16 protein-coding genes are annotated in these 21,513 nt (G+C 32.8%); 6 read left to right on the top strand and 10 right to left on the bottom strand.

The window, feature by feature from the left end; all coding sequences use genetic code 11:
- Positions 1-233: 233 nt before the first annotated feature.
- The 3 genes from EMN46_RS08800 to EMN46_RS08790 all read right to left on the bottom strand — a co-directional run bounded on the left by EMN46_RS08800 (position 234) and on the right by EMN46_RS08790 (position 5,087).
- Positions 234-3,065: an FAD-binding and (Fe-S)-binding domain-containing protein gene (locus EMN46_RS08800; RefSeq protein ID WP_154200435.1), complete on the bottom strand. Its 2,832-nt coding sequence runs from the start codon at positions 3,063-3,065 to the stop codon at positions 234-236.
- 147 nt (positions 3,066-3,212) lie between these two features.
- On the bottom strand, positions 3,213-4,871 hold the full coding sequence (locus EMN46_RS08795; protein WP_154200434.1) for an L-lactate permease: 1,659 nt from the start codon (positions 4,869-4,871) through the stop codon (positions 3,213-3,215).
- Between the two features lie 54 nt (positions 4,872-4,925).
- Entirely contained in the window at positions 4,926-5,087 is a 162-nt protein-coding gene (locus EMN46_RS08790) for a hypothetical protein (RefSeq protein WP_154200433.1), read from the bottom strand.
- Positions 5,088-6,068: 981 nt separating this feature from the next.
- Between EMN46_RS08790 and EMN46_RS20210 the strand changes: the two genes are divergently transcribed.
- On the top strand, positions 6,069-6,197 hold the full coding sequence (locus EMN46_RS20210; RefSeq protein WP_255447774.1) for a hypothetical protein: 129 nt from the start codon (positions 6,069-6,071) through the stop codon (positions 6,195-6,197).
- A gap of 96 nt (positions 6,198-6,293) precedes the next feature.
- On the opposite strand, the gene EMN46_RS08785 is transcribed toward EMN46_RS20210, so the two are convergent.
- The 3 genes from EMN46_RS08785 to EMN46_RS08775 form a co-directional block, all read right to left on the bottom strand.
- Positions 6,294-6,809, bottom strand: coding sequence for a hypothetical protein (locus EMN46_RS08785; protein ID WP_154200432.1), 516 nt, complete (start codon positions 6,807-6,809; stop codon positions 6,294-6,296).
- A 277-nt stretch (positions 6,810-7,086) separates the two neighbouring features.
- The gene (locus EMN46_RS08780) at positions 7,087-8,526 is read right to left on the bottom strand and encodes a sigma-54 dependent transcriptional regulator (protein WP_195715224.1); all 1,440 of its coding nucleotides are present in this window, start codon (positions 8,524-8,526) and stop codon (positions 7,087-7,089) included.
- Positions 8,527-8,628: 102 nt separating this feature from the next.
- Positions 8,629-11,028 (bottom strand): ABC transporter substrate binding protein, encoded by a 2,400-nt coding sequence (locus EMN46_RS08775; protein ID WP_154200430.1) that lies wholly within the window; start codon positions 11,026-11,028, stop codon positions 8,629-8,631.
- Positions 11,029-11,518: 490 nt separating this feature from the next.
- On the opposite strand from EMN46_RS08775, the gene EMN46_RS08770 reads away from it, so the two are divergent.
- The 5 genes from EMN46_RS08770 (at position 11,519) to EMN46_RS08750 (ending at position 17,309) form a co-directional block, all read left to right on the top strand.
- On the top strand, positions 11,519-12,070 hold the full coding sequence (locus tag EMN46_RS08770; protein WP_154200429.1) for an RNA polymerase sigma-70 factor: 552 nt from the start codon (positions 11,519-11,521) through the stop codon (positions 12,068-12,070).
- Between the two features lie 226 nt (positions 12,071-12,296).
- Entirely contained in the window at positions 12,297-13,247 is a 951-nt protein-coding gene (locus EMN46_RS08765) for a FecR family protein (protein ID WP_154200428.1), read from the top strand.
- 6 nt (positions 13,248-13,253) lie between these two features.
- Positions 13,254-15,836, top strand: a complete 2,583-nt coding sequence (locus tag EMN46_RS08760) for a TonB-dependent receptor (RefSeq protein WP_154200427.1) — start codon at positions 13,254-13,256, stop codon at positions 15,834-15,836.
- A 2-nt stretch (positions 15,837-15,838) separates the two neighbouring features.
- Positions 15,839-16,735, top strand: a complete 897-nt coding sequence (locus EMN46_RS08755) for a DUF4249 domain-containing protein (protein ID WP_154200426.1) — start codon at positions 15,839-15,841, stop codon at positions 16,733-16,735.
- A gap of 118 nt (positions 16,736-16,853) precedes the next feature.
- Complete coding sequence (locus EMN46_RS08750) at positions 16,854-17,309, top strand: hypothetical protein (protein WP_154200425.1); 456 nt, start codon at positions 16,854-16,856, stop codon at positions 17,307-17,309.
- Between the two features lie 176 nt (positions 17,310-17,485).
- On the opposite strand, the gene EMN46_RS08745 is transcribed toward EMN46_RS08750, so the two are convergent.
- The 4 genes from EMN46_RS08745 to EMN46_RS08730 form a co-directional block, all read right to left on the bottom strand.
- Positions 17,486-18,139 carry an HD domain-containing protein gene (locus tag EMN46_RS08745; RefSeq protein WP_154200424.1) on the bottom strand — a complete coding sequence of 218 codons (654 nt, stop codon included), beginning with the start codon at positions 18,137-18,139 and terminating at the stop codon, positions 17,486-17,488.
- A 194-nt stretch (positions 18,140-18,333) separates the two neighbouring features.
- Positions 18,334-19,053: a sulfite exporter TauE/SafE family protein gene (locus EMN46_RS08740; RefSeq protein ID WP_154200423.1), complete on the bottom strand. Its 720-nt coding sequence runs from the start codon at positions 19,051-19,053 to the stop codon at positions 18,334-18,336.
- 2 nt (positions 19,054-19,055) lie between these two features.
- Entirely contained in the window at positions 19,056-19,985 is a 930-nt protein-coding gene (locus EMN46_RS08735; RefSeq protein ID WP_229130316.1) for a YeiH family protein, read from the bottom strand.
- A gap of 77 nt (positions 19,986-20,062) precedes the next feature.
- A complete protein-coding gene (locus EMN46_RS08730) occupies positions 20,063-20,950 on the bottom strand; it encodes a LysR substrate-binding domain-containing protein (RefSeq protein ID WP_154200421.1) in 888 nt (295 codons plus the stop codon).
- Positions 20,951-21,513: the final 563 nt, after the last annotated feature.

Raw genomic sequence — 21,513 nt, 5'->3', positions numbered from 1 at the left:
ATTTTCAATTTAAAACACTCGACTGTATATAACAAATCGAATTAAGTGTTTGGGGTTTTTATTATAATGGTAAAAAAAGATTATAAATACATATAAAAACAAAATCTGATTATTCTTTAAAAACGAAGTCAACTATATATTTTTATAGAACGTCAGACTTGTTTCCATATGCATTAAACACAACAACCTACAGTATAAATAAACTATACTGCCAAAACTATTTTCAAAATTTATTATTTTGCTTCAGTTACTTTATCAACTAAATAAATAATAGATTGATAAGGTACGCCGCCATTATGACTTAAACCGATTTCACAAGTTCTACTATTTGAATAACCAGCAACAACCTTATTTGAAACGATAACTGGTTTCAACTTACGAAGAGCATAAGCGTTAACTTCAGGAAAGTTAAATCCTCTATCACCAGCAAAACCGCAACATCCAACTTCAGCAGGCATTACCACTTTCGTAGCACAAGCTTCAGCAACTTCAATCAATTCACCAGCTAATCCCATTTTAGTGGTTGTACAAGTAGAGTGAACAGCAACCGTTTCGTCCACCTTAGTGAATTTCAATTTATCCATTAAAAATTCATGAATAAATTCAACTGGTTCATAAAGTCTTAATTTCTTATCCATCACACGACGCATACGGTAAAGACATGGAGATGTATCACATAATATTTGATATTTTCCATTTTCTGAAGCTTTAACCAAAGCAGCTTCAAGTTCTGAAGATTTTTGATCTGCTTGCTTATTAAGACCCTTACTCTCCCAAGGCGTACCACAACATAAAGAATTCATTTTCTCTGGGAAGATAACTTCATATCCAGCTTTTTCCAACAATTCTTGAGTAACAACATGCAAAGGTTTCTTATAAGGATCTCCTTTTGCAGGTCCCATTGTTTGAGCAATACAAGATGGGAAATAAACAACTTTTAAAGGATTCTTTTTATTGATAGGATGCTGTTTTGCAACTTTAGCTCCTTTAGGCATAGATGAAGTCCAAAGAGGAATATTATCACCACTTAAAGTTCTAAAACCTCTAGCTACAGCTCCTAATAATGTTGTACCCATTACAGCATGAGCAACATTTACAAAACCTAAACCATAACGAATAACAGGATGGATTTTACTGAAATTATCAGCAACCATTTTACTGTATTTTTGAGCTTTTTCACCAGCCATATCTAGTGATCTCAAATGTTTAATGAATTTTCCAGTATCGATGCCTAGAGGACAAGAAGTAGCACATAGACCATCACCGGCACAAGTTGCATTACCAAGGTATTCAAAACCTTTTCTCAGTTCCTTTAAGCGTTCGTCATCTTCATGAGTTAATTCTAATCGTCTAATTTCACGTTGTACAACTGTACGCTGACGAGCAGATATAGAAAAACCAGCAGTAAGACAATTTACTTCACAAAAACCACACTCAATACATAAATCAACAAGACTATTAACTGGTGTTAGTATTTTGAAATCTTTAATATTACATTCTGGATCATTATTAATAATAACACCAGGATTCAATAAATTTTTAGGGTCAAAAAGATTTTTAACATCTTTCATCAATTGATAAGCTTCAGTACCCCACTCATGCTCAACAAATGGAGCCATGTTTCGTCCCGTACCGTGTTCAGCTTTCAATGAACCATCATACTCGTCAACCACCAAGTGATCGATAGCAGCCATGAAGTTCTTATATTGTTCAAGCTCTTCTGGCTTATCAAAATTTTGGTTGAAAATAAAATGGAAATTACCTTCTAAAGCATGTCCATAAATCACACCACCTTTATAACCATGATCTGCGATCAATTTCTGCAATTTAGCAGTCGCTTTTGGTAGATCCTCAATATGAAAAGCAACATCCTCAATAATACAAGTTGTTCCAACTTCACGTAAACCACCAACTGCTGGGAATACACCTTTACGAATATCCCAATATTTAGAATACTCTTCTGGTTTATCAGTAAACTCGATAGGACGAACTGTTTTGTAGTCCTTTAAAAGTTCTCTAATTTCAGCGATGTTAGCTTGCACTTGTTTTTTACTATTTCCCATAGTTTCAACAAGAACTGCTGTTACACCATCTGGAAAATCTTTGATAAAAGCAGGAATACCATCTTGATCTTCTACAGCTCGTAAAGCAACCCTATCAAGTAATTCAGCCGCATCAACAGGACCTGGTTTCATTGTTACTACAGCCTCACATGCATTCACGATATCGCTAAAATACATCATAGCACTGGCTTTGAACTTAGGGTTCTCAACAGTCTTCATCGTTAATTGAGACATAAAAGCCAAAGTTCCTTCAGAACCAACCATTAAATTCACAATGATTTGGAAAGGATCGAAATAATCGATAAAAGGATTAATACTAAGTCCTGTCGTATTTTTAATACCATACTTGAAACGAATACGATCTGACAACTTTTTGTTGGCACGTACACTGTCTCGCATTTCTTCGATCTTCTTAATAAAATCACCATGTGATTTCAAAAAGTCTTTTTTGCTGTCTTCACTTGCTGTATCAAGAATAGTTCCATCAGCAAAGATTAAACGTGCAGAAAGAATTGTTTTATATGAATTTTCGTGAGTACCACAATTCATACCAGATGCATTGTTCATTACAATACCACCAATCATGGCAGAATTAATAGAAGCTGGATCTGGTCCCATTTTACGACCATAAGGCGCAAGAATTTGATTTACGCGAGCACCAACAATTCCTGGTTGCATGCGAATTTCAGCTCCATTATTAAGAACGTCATAATCAGTCCAATTTTTTCCTGCAAAAATAAGAATTGAATCTGTAATAGCTTGTCCAGCTAAACTTGTTCCTGCAGCTCTAAAAGTAACAGGTAATTGATATTTATCAGCTAAGAGCAATGCTTTTTGAACTTCAGACTCATCTATCGCACGTATAACAATTTTAGGATTTAATCTATAAAAACCACCATCGGTTCCATAGGCCAAAGTTCTTAATTCATCTGTATACAAGCGTGAAGTTTCAATTGTCGATTTAATTTCGTCGTAAAACTTCTTATAATTTCCTTTCAACATAATTTATTTTTTTATAAGATTTCAATCACAGATAAAGCCTAAATTAATTCTAAAATCAAGCTCTTTAAAAAACTGATAATAATTTGGAATCGGCACTTTAAAATAAAAGCGCCAAAACCAATATTTAAATTATAATTTTCTGTTTGCTTACAATGGCATTGGGTCAAAACCCAAGCTGATGAAAACAACAAGAATAACCATAATTAGTAGATAATATATAAATGCAGGTATTGCATTTCGTCGTATAATAGTTCCTTCAGCTCCAACACAACCTACAGTTGCACAAACAGCAACAACATTGTTTACACAAATCATATTTCCAAGAGCAGCACCACTAGTTTGAGCAGCAACAATTAATACCTCAGGAATATGAAGAATAGTAGCAGTTTCGAATTGTAAGGAAGAAAACAATAGATTAGATACTGTTGCAGAACCTGACATGAAAGATCCTAAAACACCAACAATTGGTGATATTACTGGATAAGCAGCTCCTGATAAATCGGCAATAGAATTAGCCATTACAGTTAGCATACCATCTAAACCAGCACCATTTGTATCTGAATGCAACATTAATTGAACCATAGCAACACCAGCAAGCAAAGCTATAGCAGCACCACTAATTTGTTTAAAAGTCGTTTTCCAAGAAGAGATAATATCCTTTGTCTTCATACGGTACATTACATTAGTAATTAATGCAACCAATATAAAAGGAATAGTTCCTGGAAGGTAAGCCCATTTCAATACATAATTTAAATGCTCTATACCCAATACGTTTGGAATTGTTATAGTTTGAGAAGCAAGGAATGATTTTAATCCCCATGAAGGAATACGTGTAACAACCAATATAATCGCAATTAATGCATATGGCATCCAAGCTTTGAAAAGACCCATTTTATTTTCAACTGGTGCTTGAACAATTTCATTAGACATCCATGATTTTTCCCATTCTGATTTAATTGGGAAATCCCATTTCTTTTTAGGAACAAGAAATCCTTTTTTAGCTGCATAAACAACAATTCCTAATCCGATAAAACCTCCCAATAGAGATGGTAAATCAGGACCTAAAGTAGCTGCAATTAAAACATAAGGTACTACAAAAGCTAAACCTGCAAAAATTGCAAATGGCGCTGCAGCCAAAGCTGGTTTTATAGATTTTTCTTTTCCGAAGAAACGTGTCAATATCATAAGTCCTAATAAAGGAATCAAAACACCAACCATAGCATTAGGTATTGCAACCCATTTGGTCAATATTAATTTAAAACCTTCAGCATTTGCACTTAAACCATCAAGGTTTTTACCTAGAGTAGCCATGGCACCACCAGTAATAGGTGTTCCCACCGCACCAAAAGGAACCGGTACTGAATTATAAATTAAAGCAACCATTGCTGCTGCCAAAGGAGGAAAACCAAGACCAACCAAAAGAGGACCTGCTAAAGCTGCAGGAGTTCCAAAACCAGCTGCACCTTCAATAAATGCTCCAAACATAAAACCAATGATGATAGCCTGAATACGTCTATCTGTTGTTATACCATTAAAACCATTGTTAATGGCAGACATGGCACCAGATATTTTCATGGTATTCAGAATTAAAATGGCTCCAAATATGATAATAAGAATATCAAGTGCTTTTAAAAATCCGAAAAAAGAATAACCTAAAACATGGTGAAGGTCTATTTGCCAAACACCGAGAGCTATAGCTATTGCCAGTAATAATGATAACGGTAATGCTTTTTTTGCACCCCAGTTAAAGCCAACCATCAAAATGATAGTTAACAGAATTGGAGAAAACGCCAGTAATGCATTCATAAATTAGATTTTAGGTTAAATTATTATTATTTGTTTATTGTTTTCGTTTATATCTTATGACTTTAATTCTCTATTGCTATCACTACTAGAATAGTTAGAGTCATGCGAATAAATTGATTTAAGTTCTACTTGCATAATACTATCCAAAGCAGCAAGCTTGTGTTTCAAATCCATTAAATCTTTACTTGTTTCCATCTTAGTTACATTGAATTCCATAAAGTTTATTTTTCATTAATATTGATTCAACATTTTCATTTTTCAAAGTATCTCTGAAAATTCTCATTTCTCATGATGAATTGTCAACAAAGACATATTTTCCAAAACTGATCAAGTCATTTCATAAACAGTCTTTATAATAGAACTTCGATATTCTTTTTACTGTAAAACCACTAACCAATAGCAGTGCCAAAAATCACGCAAAATCCTATTTAGAATTAGTCTAACAATGATAAAGCTAACAATCAACACATTAAGTTTCGAAAAGGTTTGCATTATTGTAATTTAAATCGTTTTCGCTACTGTTCAATTATGAACACACAACAAACATTAGCTATACCATACTGAACATTTGGCTATATACGAACAGGGAATTTTAGGTCATTTTGAAAAGTTACACTCTCTAAATAAGCGTTCATTTAATGGTCTAAAAACAGAGCTATTTATTGAATATTAGCTCAAAATCACATTTTATTAAGCGTACAAAATGATTCGTCTTGCATCTTAACACCTCAAAAAATTCTACAAGACATTTGTTTGGATTAGATAATTGAGAAAAGGAAACAACATATTTAGATTCTAACTGATATACAATTCGAATCCTCTAGGGTCTATTTTCGATAGAAAATTAAACATGAGAAATCAAGCTGTTTTGAAATGTGATTCTATTTGTATCGACCTAAAGAAGTAAAACAATTAGAGTAGATAGTTTAGTAACAATAATTAATTTATAAATACTCAGAAGAAGCTTCAAAGCTATTTTCTGTTCTCACCTTAGTGTCAAGAAAGACAAGCTTATAAACTCTTTAGAATGAGAACAAACCCATCAAGAAAGACTAGAAACCCATTTAAAAAGCTCGAAGTACATTTACACCCTATTAATCAACAGAACGTTTACTCAAACAATAATACATACGTACATTGAATTCCACTAAAAAAACAGTTGGCTCTTACTCGTATTGAATCTAAAATTAGATATTTATGAGTAAAACAATCTGCAATAAAGGAGAAGTAAGCTTAGGTTGGTATTATAATGTAGAAAATGGACAGAATAATAAAAATGTTCTAGATTATAAAATGCGATTAAACCTTAATAGTCAATACAATTAAAAGTTATTAGATTTTTCATTGTAGACTTAATTTAGCGATAAAGTAAGAAAGCCTCCACAATATGAAGGCTTTAAATAAACAAATAGTAAAAAACGATTAAAGATCCTCAATAACATAAACCTGTATTTGAAAATCTTTAGAGGACAAAGCAAGTTCATTATCACTCGAGATCGCCGTATAACTTGAAATACCTTGGAACAAATCAACTGTTGGCTTTCCATTCAACAACTCATACTCAGCCATAGAAGGAATAATTTTACTGGAAGGTAGGATAATATACAAGGAATCGACCAATAACATTTTCACTATAATATCAGGATCCTGTGTATCAATAATCAATTTACCAGAATCAGCTATACCAAAATCAGCTTCTAACAAAACACTGCTGGAATGACTCATATTCACAGTTGATTTATTCAGATCAAAACTCTTTAAACGAATGAATTCAAACTGAACATTATTTTTACTTGCAGCCTCAACAAATAAATGACTATCAACTTTCAAAGAATCATGACCTAGGGTTTTTGAGTTTGAGAAAAATAAATCCAAAAGTTTTTTATTTTGATCACTACCCAAGGTGTTTTGTAGCTGTGTATCCGTTCTAACTTCCATATTCATTTTAATTTAAGTGATATATTTACTTAAAAGAAAACAAAAGAAGTGCCAAAGGTCTATGAAACTGATCAAAACGAATCAAAAGATTACTAACTCCTCATCATAAGATACTTAACAAGCAATAAGTCTATTTATGAACACCCTATAAGACTGTTCATTTTTGAACAGATAACGGAATCGTCACACTAAAAACAAATACTGCGCCAAATCGCACACTCTTTAATTATAAAGTAATTCATAGGAAATTACAGCTCTTTTGAAGCCAAAAGAAACACTATAATTTGTTCATTCTACTCCTAAGTGCACTTCTTGTAATACAGAGGTAGTCTGCTGTTTTAGTTTTATTGTTATCGAATTTTTTTAGAGCTTTTCGTACAATTTCCAACTCCAATTGTTCAATATCCAATTCATCTTCGGGTAAAATAATTCTTCCAGGAACCAAAACTTGATCCGAATTATCAAAATTATTATCGTCGGCCTGTATAAATCGTAAATGTTCCGGTTTTAACTCTAAATCGTCAAACAATAGAGTTGCCCTTTCGATAGAATTCTTTAGTTCCCTAATATTTCCAGGCCAATCGTAGTCCTGCAACATCTTTTTTGCGTCCTTACTAATAAAACGAAATCGACGTTCTCTTTTCTTGGAATACAAATCTAAGAATACTTGTGAAAAGGATAAAATAGCCTCTTTACGTTCTCTCAATGGCGGAATATACAATCTACCTGTATTCAAACGATAGTAAAGATCACTTCTAAATGTCTTTTCATCCACCATAAGCTTCAGGTTCCTATTGGTGGCAAAAATAACTCTTACGTCCAAATTTACAGCTTTATTACCACCTACACGATACATTTCCTTTTGCTGCAACACGCGCAACAATTTAGGTTGCATATCCAAAGGCATTTCACCTATTTCATCCAGAAAGAGAGTTCCACCCTGAGCTAATTCCAATTTACCCGGCTTACCTTCTTTTCGAGCTCCCGTAAAAGCACCTGCTTCATATCCAAACAGTTCACTTTCGAACAAAGTTGGAGATATAGCTGAACAATTGATAGATACAAAAGGCTGTTGAAGATCTGTGTATTGTCCGAAATGGACCAAACGTGCCATAACTTCTTTTCCTGTTCCTGTTTCACCTTCAATAAGAACAGGTATATTCCTATCCTCATGAAATTGTTCAGCCATTTTCACCACATTACGCATAGCATTAGAAAAAACACCTATTTTCCCCACACTAGTTATATCCCTAATTGTGGTTTCATAATACTTAACCCTTTCTGTTTCTTCTTTTTTATCATTAGAAATATGATCGCTAGAATTTGAATTTACATTTTTCTCTTTTAATCGAAAACTTTCAGCAACACGTTCAATAAGAATAGCCAGTTCTTCTATATTAACAGGTTTCATCAAATAATCATAGGCATTACTACGCAAGGCTTGTATGGTTGATTCCATATCTGCAAAACCCGTCATAATAACAACTTCAATAGCATCTCCATTGGGCAAAAGCCTTATTTTTCGTAAAAGATCCAAACCAGAAATTCCTGGCATTCTCATATCGGATATAACCATTTGAAAATCTTCACTTTTTAGAGCAAGCAAAGCATCTTCTCCATTGTGGCAAAGTTTTATTTCATATTCCAATTGTTCCTTAATAAATTCCGCTACTGCAGATCCACTTGAAATATCATCGTCAACAATAAGAATTTTCATATCAATGTCATTTTTCATTTATGATTACTGCGTCTTTCATGAATCAACTTGCATCAAAACTAGACAACAAACCTCTTTCATATTTAATTCGAAAATACGAAGCTATTTACATTCCTGCTTTTTAAATTTTAAAACAAAACTAGCACCCCCATCTTCATTATTACAATCCGATATTTCACCTTGGAACCTGTCAATAAACAATTTTACAATTGCCATACCTAAACCACTGCCTTTACCGAATCCTTTAGTCGTAAACAAAGGATCATATATTTTCTCACGAATGTTATTTTCTATACCTGTACCATTGTCATGAATTTCCAAAATACCATAAGTGGCATCCTGAGAAACGCAAAGTTTTATTTTTTTATTATCCTTTTTAACTTGATCAAGAGAATGAATTGCATTTACAATTAAATTCACAACAATTTGTTCAAATTGCACATAATTAGCACAAACATAAACCGAACTTCTAGGAAGTTCTTCAATAAGTTCAATGCTATGGTCGCAAATCTGACGTTTAATTAAGGACAAAGATCTATTGACACCTTCAACCATATCCATACTCTCATTCTCCACCTCATGAGGTTTGTCATAAAAAGTTCTCATATGCTTAATAATGGAATCAATACGAGAAGTCTCATCCGAAATGGTATTAATTTTCCGAACAAACATTTCTGGCAATAGTCCTGGATTACGCTTCTGCCAATATAGAATGCTATCAGCAGAAATTTTAATAGCATTTAGAGGTTGATTGATTTCATGAGTAATACCTGCAGACAATACGCCTATTGATGCCAAAAGTGAAGATTCCTCCAACATTCTCATTGCTTCAACATTTTTTTGTTCTGCCTCTAGCCTTGCATTCATTAACGAATTACGTTCCCATGCATTAGCAATTAAGTTAACACTTGCGAAGAAAATATTTATTTCATTGCGTGTCCACTTGTGAACTTCATTTTGTGAAAAGCCCATCAATCCCAAAACTTCATTCTCAACCACAACAGGTAAAAGAACAATCGCCTCAATATTTCTTTTTCTATAATAAGCTTGTTCCTTCTTATTTAAATTGGATAAATCATTAGAAACAACACTAAAATTCATCTTAACGCGATTGATAACACTCTCTATTTCTGTAAAATAGAAACTATCAACATCCTTTATACGATCACCTTTTGTAATAAATCGACTATTTATTTTCTCGGCAGCATCTGTTGAATCATTAAAAGAATAAAGACCTATACGCGCCACATCCATCTCATCGGCCATTAATTTTAAAACATCATCCAAAACATTTTTAAAATCCTCCGACGCATTTAAAAACCGTCCAATTTTACCCAATAAACGTTCATGCATGACAGATACTTTCAGTCTTCCCTGCTCTTTCAACAAGGCTTTTTCAGCCATAACTCGTCGCAGAATTGCTTTGAAAAGAACCGAAATGATAATCGCTGCAACAAGAAAAATAAATAAAACAATATGAATCCATTCCGCATTATCACTATAAAAAGATTTGGGCTCATTAACCATTAAAGTTTCAGCTGGAAGTAAAGCCTTTTTAATATTAAATCTCTTCAATTCGTCATAATTGATCACATACTCATCAAGTGGTTTACGGTAAATTGGAATTGAATCAGCAGGCGTTCCTGCAATAATCTGAAGTACCATTTTGGCAGCCATTTGCCCATGAAGTTTTCCACTCACAACTTTACCTCCAAGTACACCATCGGATACTAAAAATGCCCATGTAGTATAAACAGGCACATGGCTTTGGGGAACTAGAATATCTAAATTGTCCTGATTACTGATAAACTTGCCGTTTTTATCTTTATTAAAAGTCAGCATTAAAATTGAAGTATCCCCTTTTACTTTTTTAATCTTATCAGCCAAGTCTCCAATACTTTCATCCTCATAATAAACAAAATCCAGTCTGGATTTATATTTTTTTTCAAGATCGAGCATCAACAGTTTATTCAACTTTCCTGTTGTTGTTTTGTCGTCATTAATAACAATGAGATGTTTAGTATTCGGTTTGGTACTTAAAACCAAATCAATAGTACCTTTCCAATCAACAGTCTCAGCAATACCTGTAATATTATTCATGTTCTGAATCATTTTATCTTTAAAATGATTAATTCCACAAAAAATGATAGGGGTATTCTGAAAATATATTTTTCGATGATCTATTACGAAAGACAAAGCATTATTATCCGAAACAATAATAGCATCGTACTTTTCCTTTTGAAGTTTTAAGTCGTAAAGTTCTATAACTTTATTAAGATACTCAGGTGATGGATTCCGTTTAGTGTCTAAATACTCATAATCTATTTCAAATTCACTATTCAATGAATCAAATATGTTTTGAATACCAGAATTCACATTATCAGTCCATTTTAGACCTTGATGATAGGAATGTAATACAAGAACTTTTTTTCGTTCTGAAGAAAAAGATTGAAGAGAAAATAGTAGAAAGCAACTTAAAGCGATATAGTGTATCCACTTCATAAATCAGGATTTAAAGTTGGAAATTTAAGGAGGCTAATGTAAGAATTATGCTAGATAAATTCCGTTTCAACCTATAATTATTTGATCTAAACCCACTATAATGGGTTATTTTAAGTGGTTCTAAATACAAAAATATTAGATTATGATAATGCCACAAAAATTAATAATTATCATTTTAAACCAAGCTTATAGATTTCAATAATAAAGACTTCATCCCTTCTATTAAAAAGCTGAAAAAAGCCTTAATCATCTTTATATGCTAAAAGATCGACCTTTTGTACATAAATTGACACTTCCAATTTGTTAAAATAATGATTATTCATCATACAATACTATTAAGCGTTAAATATTTTTGTAATATTCACTTGATAAGCACCTAACATCATAAAAAGACAAAAACTTAAAGAAAAAATTCTCGACTTAAAAGAGCTTAATCTATTTTCAAGTGAATTTATTTTCTATTTTTGAGCCGATTCAAGAAAAATAAAAGATGAAGCTTTCAGCTAACAATACAAAACTGAATATTGAAACAACTTTCAAAGACTATTACCAGCCTTTGTGTAAATATGCCAATTCCTTTATTTTTGATCAAGATATGTGTGAAGATCTCGTTCAAGAAATTTTTCTTAAAATTTGGGATAAAAAGCCAAACATCAACAGTTCTATCTCATCCTATCTTTACCGATCTGTTAAAAATTCCTGTATAAATCAGCTAAAAAAAACAACAAAACAAGCTATTATACCAATTGAAGATATTGAAGATCCAATTGATACACCTTACGAAGTTAATAGAGAAGAAAATATTGAACTAGTTAAGAGGAAGGTTGAAACAGCCGTAGAGAATTTACCTCCACGATGTAGAGAAATCTTTATTATGCGTCGTAATATGCAAATGTCGTACAACGAAATTTCAGAGATATTAGATATCTCTAAAAAAACGATTGAAAACCAGATGAACTCAGCCATAAAAAAGTTACGTTCAGAACTAAACAAGTCTGATTTATTGATTTATTTCTTGATAATAGGAAAAAACATTCAATAATCACACCTCCTCCACTGAGTCCATAACCTCCCCAAAATAAACACATTACCACACAAAATATATTCTCAAATTCCAATTCATCAATATTTTTTATAAAATAATTGAAATTAGACTAGGGGTAAACCAGTTTATGATGTCTTACCATTAGAGTAAGGAATTTACCGGTAAACTTATTCTATAAATTTCAATATCATTTTTGTATTGCAACGCGTAAAATTTCAGGGCCATGAAAATAACTACAGAGTTACTTACAGACTATTTAAACAAACAATCTAATGAAGCAACTAATAAAGAAATAGAAGCTTGGATAAAGAGAGAACCCAAAAACAAACGCTACTTTGAAGAGCTTCAATTTTATTGGCATAATGAACCAGAAAATTCTAGACAAATTGAGTTTGATACAGAGGAAGCTTTAAAATCGATACAGAACAAACGAGCTGCTAAAAAGCAATTCAGATTTAAAAAGCTACTTCGCTATGCTGCTGTTATCACTTTACTTATCGCAACTAGCATTACTTCTTATATTTTCGTTTCTACAGATTTCAATAAGGTTATAATCGAAAATCAAATGTTATCTGAAAAGTCAGTGGAATTACCAGATGGATCTAAGATTCTATTAGCTCAAGGGAGTACACTATCGTATTCGAAGAGCTTTAATGAAAAAGAGCGATTGGTTCAATTATCAGGTGAAGCATTTTTTAATGTATCAAAAGATAAAACTAGACCTTTTATTATTACTACCAAGCGAACAAAAACAAGGGTTCTAGGAACATCATTCAGAATTTCAGAAGAAAATTCGTATACAAACATCACTGTTTATTCTGGAATAGTTGAGTTTATGGAAAACTTGAATACAAGCAATAAGGTTAAGCTTTTAAAAGGTGAATCTGCAAGATTCTTTGAAAGAACGAAAGTTCTTTTATCTAAAAACAACCAAACTAGTAATCAGGAATTCAGAGTTAAACATCTAGAATATAAGAACGCAAAACTTGAAACAATATGTAAAGATTTTAAAGAAATATTTAATACAGATATCAAATTAGGAAACGATAGAATTAAAGAGCTTAGAATCTCTACAACCTTTGAAAATCAAAACTTTGAGAATATACTACAATCAATATGCTTCTCATTAGATCTCGATATCGAAAAAAATAACGACCACATCCTACTAAAATAATTATAAATGAAGAATATATTTCTGTCTCTCATCATATTAACATTACTGCTGGGAGCCAACATCGTTTTGTCTCAAACCAAAACATCTCACCTTGTTAAGACGAAACAAGATAATTACATTTTTACTGACTTAATAAAACTAATAAAAGAACAAACAGGGTATAATGCGACTTACCCAAGTAAAAGTAAGCTTGATTATAAAAAGGTTTATCTGGGTAAAGAATCCTATCAGCTTGAATTTATTCTTGATAAAATATGCCTTCAACTTCAGTTGAAATGTAAAATCATTGGTCAACAAATTGCCTTTAAAAATATACCTCCAAAGAAAGTGACTATCAGTGGTTACATAAAGGATAAAGGAAATGGAGAGGATTTAATTGGAGCTACCTGCTATATTAAAGAATTAAAAAGAGGAACTGTAACTAATCCCTATGGTTTTTATTCTTTAAGTATTCCCTCAGGGTTTTATACGATCTCATTTTCTTTTTTGGGAACAAAAACTCAATCTAAAGTCATAGAGGTAGAGGAAGATACCAAACTTAATATAGAGTTAGATTCCGATAATCTACAAATGAAGGAAATTATGGTTAGAGGTGATAATGCCAATAAGAATGTGGAGCGCGCAGAAATGAGCGTTGTTAAACTTCCTGCTGCAACAATAAAGAAACTTCCAGCCTTAATGGGCGAAGTTGACCTGATTAAAACAGTACAAATGTTACCAGGTGTTAAACCTGCTGCCGAAGGATCGAGTGGTTTTAGTGTGCGTGGTGGAGATCCCGATCAAAATTTACTATTACTCGATGAAGCACCTGTTTATAATGCCTCTCACCTTTTAGGTTTCTTCTCTGTATTCAACAACGATGCTTTAAGCGATATTAAACTTTACAAAGGTGATATGCCTGCAAGTACAGGTGGTCGCTTGGCTTCTCTTCTTGATATCAGAATGAAGAATGGAAACTCGAAGAAATTCTCAGGGAATGGTGGTATTGGAACCGTTTCGTCTCGCTTAACCTTAGAGGGTCCAATTGGAAAGAATGAAAAAACCTCTTTCATGATTTCAGGTAGAAGAAGCTATGCTGACTTATTCCTTAAACTTTCATCAAACGACGACATAAAAGATAACACGGTTTATTTTTACGATGTTAACGCAAAAGTTAATCACCGCTTTAACGATAAGAATAGACTTTTTGTATCAACTTATTTAGGTAAAGATAAATTTACCAGCGACGAGAATGAATTGAACTATGGTAATAAAACCTTTAGTATTCGATGGAACCATCTATTCTCAAACAAACTCTTTTTAAACACAACTTTATTATATAGTAAATACGATTACGAAATCTCAAACAAATTAGGAGCAGATGCTTTTAAGTGGGTTGCGGACATGGAAGACTTCTCTGCAAAACTGGATTTCAATTACTTCCTCAACTCCAATAACAACATCAAGTTTGGTGGCGTATTCACAAATCACAAAATTGATCCTGGGCATGCCTATGGTTTAGGAGAACAAGCACTTTTTTCAGACTATCGTGTTAATCAATCGAATTCCTACGAACAAGCACTATATATATCAAACGAACAAAAATTTGGCAATAAACTAACACTTAAATATGGGCTTCGTTTTAGTATGTTCAACAATGTTGGAAAAGGGACAGTTTACGATTTCGATGATAACTATGAAGTTACCAATACTAAAACTTACAAAAGTGGAAATATCTATAACACATATACCAACTGGGAGCCTCGTTTTGGTTTGAAATATACATTAAGTCCTAGCTCATCTGTAAAAATGAGCTATTCACGAACAAGTCAATACATGCAGCTGACACAAAATTCGACAGGTGGTTTGCCTTTGGATATTTGGTTTCCTTCTTCGCCCAATGTAAAACCTCAGATTGCTGATCAAGTTGCTCTAGGTTATTTCAGGAATTTCTCAAATAACACCATTGAAATGTCTCTAGAGGGATATTATAAAAAGATGAAAAACACCATCGATTTTAAAGATTTTGCAGATCTACTTTTAAACAAAGAACTAGAAGCCGAATTACGTTTTGGCCATGCAGAGGCATACGGGTTCGAATTTATGACAAAGCTTAATCTCAACAAATTGAATGGTTGGTTCGGTTACACATGGTCGAGAACAGAAAGAACAGTTAAAGGTATTAATGATGGCAAAACTTATCGTTCGCCATACGATGTGCCTCATAATTTTAAGACGGCTATAAGCTATGAATTAAGTAAGAGAACAACTATATCAGCCAATTTTACTTATTCAACTGGTGCTCCTATTACTTATCCTGTTGGAAGAGCAGAATATCAAGGTTCATTGATTAAAATTTACTCAGGAAGAAATAAATATAGAATGCCCGATAACCACCGGTTAGATTTAGCCCTAACTCTAAAAGGGAAAAAGAAACCGGGTCGTAAATGGGAAGGCGAATGGAACTTTTCGCTATATAATGCCTACGGAAGAAAGAACCCTTGGTTCATAAGTTTCAAACAAGATGATGATAACTCAAAAGTGATGAAAGCGGAAAAAACCTACTTATTCACATTTGTTCCTTCAGTTACCTACAACTTTAAATTCTAGAGATGAAAAAAATATATTCTATAAATAAACTCGCAAGTTTAATGCTAATTGCATTGGGGCTTTTTTCGTGTACTGAAGAAATAACGGTCAAGCTTGATAATGAAGAAACGCGACTATCGGTTGAAGCTAAAGTCAACTCAGACTTAAAGAAACATCTTGTCATATTAAAAGAAACGAGTGATGTTTTCTATAATCAAGAAGCTGTACCCGTTAAGAATGCAAATGTTTTGGTTAGTGATGGCGTAAGCAATTTTACTTATATAGAAGTAAATGATGGCGTTTATGAAAGTGAAATTGAATTTGCAGGAGAAGCAGGGAAAACCTACACACTTAGTATCAACAATGTTGATGTAAACAAAGATGGTGATATGGAAGAATACCTTGCCAGCTCAACTATGCAACAAGCCTATGCTGTAGATTCGATTAAACTGCACTTCGATTCTGATCATGAATCTGATAGAGGAAGAAATGATGATGAAGATGAAGATGGCGAGTTTTGGTTACTATCTATTTACATGCAAGATAATCCTGACAAGGAAGATTATTATGCCTTTGCTAGCCGTATAAACAATCTTATGGTTCACGATACGATTACAGAAGTTTTGGTTCAAAAAGACACTTACTTTAACGGAGAAAAAACGAAAGGTGCAGATGTAAGCGAATTCAATCAAAATAAAGCTGATGAGATTCTACATGACTCTGATATAGTAACATTAGAAACCTATGCAATAAACAAGGATTACTATGATTTCGTAACCCAATTGCAAGAAATGGACGAAGGACAAAATATGTTTTCGGGCCCTCCAGGAAATATTAAAACTAATATTTCGAACGGAGCGCTTGGTTTTTTTTCCGTCTATTCTATTACAAGAACAAGCATTATTCACAAAGCAGAATAGTAATAAAATATATTTTACAAATTGATAATTAACATTTAACACAACATTTTTTTATCTTACATTCGTTCAATATTGAACAATTAAGACGTTAATAAATACCTAATCATAAAAATAACACATGAAAAAAATTATTCTTTTAGCTCTAATCGCAACCACTTTGGTTTTTGAATCAAATGCACAATCAGTACAATACAAAGTTATAACTTCGATAGAATCTATTGTTCCTATGGGACTTGGTCGTTCTAGAATTGTTGAAGAAAAATCACCTATTGATGCACAGTCATTCACTACGGACCGTACTGATGGAAAAAAGAGCAAGCAAGGAAAAGTGAAAAGAAAAGATGCAAAAGTAAGTCTATTCTCAGAAACAAAATTGCTTAACTTCTACAGCGTTGCAGGTATCAACTTTCAAAATATCGCATCTAATGATGCCTTAATATCATCAAAAATAAACACACTAGTAGCTGATGGTTGGGAATTAGCCTTTGTTACTTCAGCTGTTGAAAGTGATAGCGGAAAAGGTGATGGTAAAGGTATCTTCATCACACGTTATATTTTTAAGAAAATGATTTAATAAATCGTTTTTTTTCTGAATCAATTTAAAAGGGTACCAACAGGTACCCTTTTCTAGTATTATATCTACTTAACCCAATAAAATTCACCTCCAGCTCGCAAATATTTTCCTAAACTCACATTTAACTAAAAACCTAAAATAGAATAAATTAAAGCCTCTACCCCAATGATAATAACTTATAATTCTCCTTCCCATTCCATATAAAACTGATCCAAATAGACTTTCATAAAGTCATGACGCTGTTCTGCCATTCTCTTTCCCGATTCGGTATTCATTCTATCCTTTAACAAAAGAAGTTTTTCGTAGAAATGATTCAATGTAGGTGCATCAGATTTCTTATATTCCTCTTTAGTCATATTCAAATTAGGCTTAATATCGGGATTATATATTTCCCTATTTTTATGACCACCATAATTAAAGGTTCTTGCTATACCTATAGCTCCTAAAGCATCTAAACGATCGGCATCCTGAATCACATCAAGCTCTAAAGATTTAAACTTCTGACCTTGATTACCACCACCAAATGAAATATTCGTAATAATACGCTCAATATGCATTATCGTTGAATCATCAACCTGAAGCGTTTCAAGGAATTCTCTAGCCTTTCGAGGACCGACAGTCTCATCACCATCATGAAATTTAGAATCGGCAATATCGTGAAGCAAAGCACCCAACTCTACAACAAACAAATTGACCTCTTCAGATTGAGCTATTTGCTTGGCAGATTTCCATACACGGTAAATATGCCACCAGTCATGACCACCTTCAGCATCAGCTAAAACTTCCTTCACAAATGCAACTGTTCTATCTATAATTTGAGTTTGTTTCATCGCTCTACATTTATTATTTATGAAGCACAAATGTAAAAAGAAAATCACGATATATCTTAAACGTAAATAATCCCCAAGGTATGCCTCGAGGATTATTTACAATTTTTAAAAATTAAAGTATTCTGTAACATCTAGTCATAAAAAACTAAATCATAAAGCAAGTCTCTATTCATTAATCTAACCCGACTAAAATCTTATTTTAAAAGTAAAAACAAGCTTGAAAGTAAGGTGATACACAAACTTATATTTTTAAACAATAGTGGTGGTATCCGATGATTTAACCTTTTCCCAACAAATGAACCCAAATAAAGTATGGGCAGAAATATGAGTACCATTTTAAATGTTGTCGTCGTTAATAAACCCAAAAATGCATAACCAACTAAAGCAACAAGAGATGTAACAATACTAAACCAAGAGAAAATTTCACGAAACTCCTGATTATCAACATTTGCTGAATTAAGAAAAAGAGCCAATGGCGGACCACTAATAGATATACTACCTGTTAAAAATCCGAGGAACATACCTGCTAATTTATAGGAAAGATCTGATAATTTAATCGAATATTTGATTCCTATAAGAGAAACTACAGACAATAAGATAAAGAAAATACTCATAATTGTAATTAGTATGTCCTCCGATATATATTTGAGTGCTAAAACACCAACAACAGTGAAAAAAGCGCCATAAACTATCAATGATTGGAACTGTTTATTCACTAATTTTTTGTCTTTTTTTTGTAAAACAATAACTAATGAAGCAAATAAATTACACAGGATTAAGACTGGAATTAATTCTTTAGGCGAATACCAAATCAATAAAGGAGGCAGCGAAATTAAGGCAAAACCAAATCCTGTAATTCCTTTAACCAAACTAGCTACCGATACTATTAAAATAATCCAGAAATAAAACATCATAATTATAAGTTAGATGTAAGCATTAAAAAAGAAGAAACACCAATGAGTATCCACAGACCTATACCTAAAACAAAACTTCTTAAGCCAGCCTTTTTCGCATCTGCCATTGATATATTAGATCCTATTAGGAACAGAGCGATTACCATGCCTCGTTTGCCTAACCAACTTAAATCAGTAAAAATTGGTTGCATACTAGGTAATAGATATGCAATAAGAATACTGACAATAAAAAGACCTATAAACCAAGGCAATTTAAGTTTACCATTAGACTTTTCTTTTTGAACAAGGAATATTACAATAGATAGTGGAATAATCCACAAAGCTCGTATAAGTTTCACTGTTGTTGCAACTTCGAGCGCTTTTGCACCATAGGTAGCTCCAGCTCCAACTACCGAACTCGTATCGTGAATAGCGACAGCGGCCCAATAGCCAAAAGTTTCCTGACTTAGATGAAAATAATGTCCAATACTTGGAAATATAACTAAAGCTACAGCGTTTAGGATAAAAACCACAACGAGTGCAAAAGAGATTTGAGCATTTTTAGCTTTTACGACTGGAGCTATTGCTGCAATTGCACTTCCTCCACAAATAGCAGTTCCTGAGGATATCAAAATAGCGATTATAGGATCAACCTTTAAAAACTTACCTATAAGAAGTCCTGCAACCATAACGAAAGTAACCGAAATAGCCGTAACTAAAACACCAGTACGTGAAGTATGTATCACTTGCATTAGGTTCATACCAAAACCCATCAGTACAATTGAGGCTTGCAAAGAGAAAGATGTATACTTTGCAATATTGGTATGTTTTATACCAAATAAGGAAAGAACAATACCAAAGAGTAATGCAATGGCAGGGGAGATAAATGGCATAAAGCAGAGTATTAGCATTCCGCCATAAATCAAGTTAATTTGTTTTTGATTGAGAGTCATATTTGTCATATTTAATTCATGACAAACCTACACTCTATCTATAACCAAAGCAAATAGTGAATTATTATAGAGCATAACTAAAAGTTATACGCAGACAAGAATTCTATAAATAATTTTGTTGATGAAACTTTATGTCCCTGTAACAGAGCGATTCTGAATTTTCTATTCAAATTAATATTCTTCAACTTAAGCTTTGTAATTTCTTTTAGTCTCAATTCTTTCTCTATGGCTTTTTCCGAAACAAGAGCAATCCCATCAAATTCACATAAAAAATTTTTTATGGCTTCAGTACTTCCTAAATGAATAAATATGTTAAGCTTATCGATATGTATATTTTGCCGTGCAAGAGACTTCTGAATCACCTCAAGAGTTCCCGACCCTTTTTCCCGAAGAACAATAGGAAGCGTTTGAAAATCTGCAACGGATATTAATTTCTTTTTTGAATAAACACTATTACTTCCCGTCACAACAATAATCTCATCGTCGAGAAAATCGACATACTTAATATTCGCCTGTGACGATTCATTTTCAACCAAGGCTAAATCGATCTCATTATCAATCAATTTTTGTTCCATCTCAAATGAATTCCCATTGAGAAGGTGAAGTTCAATATTTGGATACCGTTTATAAAAAGCTGCAATAACCTTAGGAATAAGATATTGAGAGATTGTTGAACTGGCACCTATACGCAAAGTTCCTTTAAAGGTATCGTTCAATCGACCCAGCTCGTATTCCATTTCTCGGTATTCCTGCTTTATATTTTTGAGATAAGTATAAGTGAGTTTACCAGCCTTGGTTAAATATATTTTATTTCCTTTTCTTTCGAATAATGCCAATTTCAATCTGGATTCCAATTCCTTAATATGTTTGGTTACTGCAGGCTGGCTAATAAATAAATCTTCGGCAGTTCGTGAAAAGCTTAAATTCTCTGCAACCAATAAAAAAACTTCATCTCTATAATCCATATACCCTATACTTATTCATTTTAGCTAAACACTAATCTTTCCCAAACTTATAAAATCTCTTTGAGGTATCTAAAGAATACATAAAACAAAAAGAATTATTCTTCCATAAAATCCTACTAAGTAATAATGTGCAATTATTGACGTATTTTGAACTTCTTTTAAATAGGTCATATTTTGATTAAACTGGTGAGTCAAATATAGTAATTATTGATTTTTACAGGCTATTATTATGCTGTTGAAGTGTCAATTCAATCACATTTGTTGAAACAAGTAAATAATCATATTTTCATCAGCGATTGAATTGTCTTTTATGACGACATCGGCAATGGCAGCTGGGGCCCCATAGATGAAAAAGGCGTTAAAAACGAAATGCTGTTTGAGTGTAGCGAGTTCATTTCGTTTAGCCTTTAAGTCGTAATGGGTCAGCGAATGCCGCAGTCTTGAATTTTTGGTACTTTTTTTTTCAAGAAAAAAGTACGAACCCGTCCAGAAGGACATTAAACTATGAATTCATACTTATACAATACACTTTGCTTTACGTCATTAAATATGCAGTACTCCTT

It is taken from the genome of Ancylomarina sp. 16SWW S1-10-2 (genome assembly GCF_009669305.1).
Taxonomy (GTDB): Bacteria; Bacteroidota; Bacteroidia; order Bacteroidales; family Marinifilaceae; genus Ancylomarina.
The sequence above is the reverse complement of the archived record's forward strand: the minus strand, read 5'-3'. Positions and strand labels throughout refer to the sequence as shown.

Excerpts from the sequence above, each read along its gene's own strand:
- EMN46_RS08740 (WP_154200423.1), bottom strand. The coding sequence starts at position 19,053 with ATGATGTTTTATTTCTGGATTATTTTAATAGTATCGGTAGCTAGTTTG.
- EMN46_RS08795 (WP_154200434.1), bottom strand. The coding sequence starts at position 4,871 with ATGAATGCATTACTGGCGTTTTCTCCAATTCTGTTAACTATCATTTTG.
- EMN46_RS08745 (WP_154200424.1), bottom strand. The coding sequence starts at position 18,139 with ATGAAACAAACTCAAATTATAGATAGAACAGTTGCATTTGTGAAGGAA.
- EMN46_RS08730 (WP_154200421.1), bottom strand. The coding sequence starts at position 20,950 with ATGGATTATAGAGATGAAGTTTTTTTATTGGTTGCAGAGAATTTAAGC.
- EMN46_RS08775 (WP_154200430.1), bottom strand. The coding sequence starts at position 11,028 with ATGAAGTGGATACACTATATCGCTTTAAGTTGCTTTCTACTATTTTCT.
- EMN46_RS08765 (WP_154200428.1), top strand. The coding sequence starts at position 12,297 with ATGAAAATAACTACAGAGTTACTTACAGACTATTTAAACAAACAATCT.
- EMN46_RS08755 (WP_154200426.1), top strand. The coding sequence starts at position 15,839 with ATGAAAAAAATATATTCTATAAATAAACTCGCAAGTTTAATGCTAATT.
- EMN46_RS08735 (WP_229130316.1), bottom strand. The coding sequence starts at position 19,985 with ATGACTCTCAATCAAAAACAAATTAACTTGATTTATGGCGGAATGCTA.
- EMN46_RS08780 (WP_195715224.1), bottom strand. The coding sequence starts at position 8,526 with ATGAAAATTCTTATTGTTGACGATGATATTTCAAGTGGATCTGCAGTA.
- EMN46_RS20210 (WP_255447774.1), top strand. The coding sequence starts at position 6,069 with ATGAGTAAAACAATCTGCAATAAAGGAGAAGTAAGCTTAGGTTGGTAT.
- EMN46_RS08785 (WP_154200432.1), bottom strand. The coding sequence starts at position 6,809 with ATGGAAGTTAGAACGGATACACAGCTACAAAACACCTTGGGTAGTGAT.
- EMN46_RS08800 (WP_154200435.1), bottom strand. The coding sequence starts at position 3,065 with ATGTTGAAAGGAAATTATAAGAAGTTTTACGACGAAATTAAATCGACA.
- EMN46_RS08750 (WP_154200425.1), top strand. The coding sequence starts at position 16,854 with ATGAAAAAAATTATTCTTTTAGCTCTAATCGCAACCACTTTGGTTTTT.
- EMN46_RS08770 (WP_154200429.1), top strand. The coding sequence starts at position 11,519 with ATGAAGCTTTCAGCTAACAATACAAAACTGAATATTGAAACAACTTTC.
- EMN46_RS08790 (WP_154200433.1), bottom strand. The coding sequence starts at position 5,087 with ATGGAATTCAATGTAACTAAGATGGAAACAAGTAAAGATTTAATGGAT.
- EMN46_RS08760 (WP_154200427.1), top strand. The coding sequence starts at position 13,254 with ATGAAGAATATATTTCTGTCTCTCATCATATTAACATTACTGCTGGGA.